The organism is uncultured Campylobacter sp. (genome assembly GCF_938018035.1).
GTDB lineage: Bacteria > Campylobacterota > Campylobacteria > Campylobacterales > Campylobacteraceae > Campylobacter_B.
The window spans coordinates 1-3,360 of sequence record NZ_CALIJF010000175.1 but is presented as its reverse complement, the minus strand read 5'-3'; the positions used below and the strand labels follow the sequence as shown (position 1 = coordinate 3,360).

General features: G+C 46.8%; 3 protein-coding genes. All 3 read left to right on the top strand.

Features of this window, described 5'->3' with window-relative positions:
- The first annotated feature begins 50 nt into the window (after nt 1-50).
- The 3 genes from Q0257_RS05350 to Q0257_RS05340 all read left to right on the top strand — a co-directional run bounded on the left by Q0257_RS05350 (nt 51) and on the right by Q0257_RS05340 (nt 3,088).
- On the top strand, nt 51-911 hold the full coding sequence (locus Q0257_RS05350) for a hypothetical protein (RefSeq protein WP_298022496.1): 861 nt from the start codon (nt 51-53) through the stop codon (nt 909-911).
- 323 nt (nt 912-1,234) lie between these two features.
- On the top strand, nt 1,235-1,918 hold the full coding sequence (locus Q0257_RS05345; protein ID WP_298022493.1) for an SMI1/KNR4 family protein: 684 nt from the start codon (nt 1,235-1,237) through the stop codon (nt 1,916-1,918).
- Between the two features lie 393 nt (nt 1,919-2,311).
- Nucleotides 2,312-3,088, top strand: coding sequence for a MipA/OmpV family protein (locus Q0257_RS05340; RefSeq protein ID WP_298022489.1), 777 nt, complete (start codon nt 2,312-2,314; stop codon nt 3,086-3,088).
- Nucleotides 3,089-3,360: the final 272 nt, after the last annotated feature.

Sequence of the window (3,360 nt, the reverse complement as noted above, 5' to 3'; positions counted from 1 at the left end):
GCTAGCGCGATAAAATTCGCGCTTTAAAATTTCAAAAACGGAGACTACGAATGATACACCACTTTGCGGATCTACTAGATCGAAAGGACGATTACTGGGCGATGGTGCCCAACCGAGAGCGTTTCGCATTTGCGCTAAACGGCCCCGTGGCGGATAAACAGAGCTTGCGGATCGCTACTATCGGGGCGAATACTCCTTTTTGGGAGCAGATTTTTGAGTGTGGGGATCTGCAGGAGCTTACTCTGCATCTTCCGAGCAAGGAGCAGATCACCGCGCTACGGAGACTTAGGCAGCTTAAGCGTCTGCGCATTACGAGAGTTCAAGTAAAAAATATCGATTTTCTCGCCGAGCTGCCGCTTTTGCAGGAGCTCGTTTTGGAATACGTATCGGGATTTTGCGATCTTTCGCCTCTGCGCGAGCTGAAAAACTTAAGATCGGCGTATTTTGAAAATTTACGCAGAGTGATCGATTTTTCGGGACTTGGCGGCATAGCCTCGCTGCGATATCTGTGTATCAACGGCACGCTAGATTGGGATCAGCCGATTGTAGATTTCGAGTTTCTCAAAGGCTTATGCGGTCTTGAAGTGCTAAAACTAACCTGGATAAAGTGCAAGGCCCCATATCCGGCGCTCTTGCCGCTTGCCGCTCTTAAAAATCTAAAAAAGATAAGCCTGTATCTGTACGCCTTTGCGATGGAGGAGTACGCGCTTGCTCAGCTTATTTGCGAGGGCGTAGAGGGCGCGCAAATGCCGCTTGCGGTGGAGTTTAAAGATACCGGCTATGTATATTTTCTGGGGCGAGGCTCTGGGTACACCAAAATAGGGGCGAAAAACGAGCTGAAAAGACGCGCGGAGTTTGAGCAAAAATTTGAGGCGTGCAAACAAAAGGCGCGAGAAATTTTAAATTTATAGATATCGCTAAAATTTTACTCTTTGCGGAGAGCTAAATTTAAAATCGTAAATTTACAAAAAATATAGCAAAGCGATTGCAAGATAGTAAAATTTAAGTCGTAAAATTTTACGCATTTTTCTATTGAAAATTCTCATACCCTTTTTCAAATATGCGCTCATACCGCTGCGGCGCGTGTATCACAAGCAAAAAACTAAATTTTAAGAGCCCGATTTGCGCTTGCGGCGACGGGGCGCGTAAAACGCCGCAGATATTAGAAAGATATCCGTAAATTTAGCCGAAACGCAGTAAAATTCGAGCGGCAAATTTAGCAAAAGGAGCGATCGTGGAAAATTTATTACTAGCGCAGCTGCGCGAAGCGCTACCGCAGGGCATGCGCGTGCCAAGCGAGACCCAGGCGCTTTATGCGTGGATCGAAGCAAACAGCTTTTATGACGACGTTGGCGGGCGCAGACGCGGCTATCTCTACCCGCAGGATCGACTACGGCAGAGCTGGAGCGACGATGAGCGCGAGGGCGGCACGGACATCGTCTTTTTCACGGATGATCCGAAAAATCGCGACGAGGAGCTAAGGTATTGGTTTTACGGCGAGGATCGCGAGCTTGCCGCGGAGATCAAGCAGCGGCTTTGCGTGTTCGCAGGCAGCGGCTCGGAGGGCTCGATGTGCGCGCTGTGGCTGGACGATGCGGGCGAGACGAAGATCGTGCACATGGGCTCCGGCTCGGGCTCGAGCATGACCTGCGTCTTGGCTCATAGCGGGCTTGATTTTTTGCGATTGCTCGCAATCGGTTATGATGAAATCTGCTGGGACGAGGATTTTAGTGCGCCGCCAAACAGCGAGGATGACGATTTTATCGTGCATCCAAACGTGAAATTTCAGCAGTGGGTAACACAGACGTTCAAAACGACGATCCCGCAAACAGCGCTTGAGCTCGTCACGCCCGCGCATATGGACGACGAGAACCCGAGCGACGAGTTTTTGATCTGGGTAAATCGCGTCGCTGGATAAGGCAATTTTGCGGTAGCTTGAGCAAATATGGAATTTCGCGGATGCCTGCGGAATTTGAGCTTTAAATTCCTGATAATTTTAGCGGGCATAAGTCTGACGGCTTTTTAATTGAAATTTAGCGGTAATAGCGCCCGTATACAAAGCCGCATTCTTATAAAATGCGCCGCTTCCGTTGCTCTTAAATTTTAATAAATATCTAGCAATGGAATTTTATTTTTACGATACGGCAAGTTGCGGCGATCAAGGAATGAAGGTACGATGTTGCCGCGCCTTTAGAAATTTGCGCGAATGAGCCGAGACGCTGAATGCGGCAGAATTTTATCGGTGCTGTAAGAAAATAAAAAGTGAAAAAATAATATCATTCAAAATTAATCTTTAACTAAAGGAAGTAAGATGAAAAGAGTTTTTTCAGTAGTTTTAGCGATAAGTATAGCTTCGGGCGCTCTATCGGCGAAAGGTTTTGACAGAGACGATGTGAGTAGCGCGCATAGCGAGGAAAATGGTGTAAGCGTCGGTATCGGCGTAGCGTTTTATGATGGAATGTTTCGCACGGAAGATCGTACTAAAATAGCCCCAATACTAGGTATCTCCATAAATTATGGCGGATTTTACATTGATGGTATGGAGGTAGGATATAATGCGAATCTGGGCGAACATGTCTTTGCAACTATCTATGTACAGGCATTCGATGGCTGGAAAGTGAAAGCAAACAAGTTAAAACCCGGCTATCAAAGTATTCATAACCGCAACGAACAAATTGCTCTCGGCGGCGAAGTGGGCGTAAACCTCGGTGATTTTGAGCTGTCCGCACATGCGCAGGGTGGCAAGCGCGGCAGTAGTTATGGCGCGGAAGCATCGTATTCCGTGCCGATTTCGCAGCAATTTTCCTTGACGCCGGCGATCAGCTATGAAGTGTTTTCTAGCAAGATGAGTAATTATTATTTCGGTATCGGTGAGGACGAACTCGGCGGACGCATCGGCAGCACATATAAGCCCGGTAGTGCAAGTGCAGTAGGCGTGCATCTTACGGCGCTTTACGAATTAGGCAAAGGATTTGAAGTGAGTGCTACGGCGGGCGTGGATAGATTTTCCGATGAAATTTCGCGCTCGCCGATTACGGATAGTCGCTACGAAAAAGCGCTTAGTATGGCGATTTCATATAAATTCTAAATCAAATTTTTGTCCCTTTAGGAGGATAAAATTTTACGATCAAAAGGGCGTGGGATTACGTCAGCAGGCTGCGTGTGCAACGCAAAAAATAGCGATGCAGGAAGCGTGCCGTGCCAAGCAGTGCGGATGAAAAGAGACGATCTTCATCCGTCACTTTTTAAAATAAAATTTTGCGACTAAAAAGGCGATTGTGCCTTTGTAAATTTTAAAATTTTAGTAAAAATTCTTCGTATTTTTCTGCACTTTTTGCGATATATTCGCTATCTGGATGA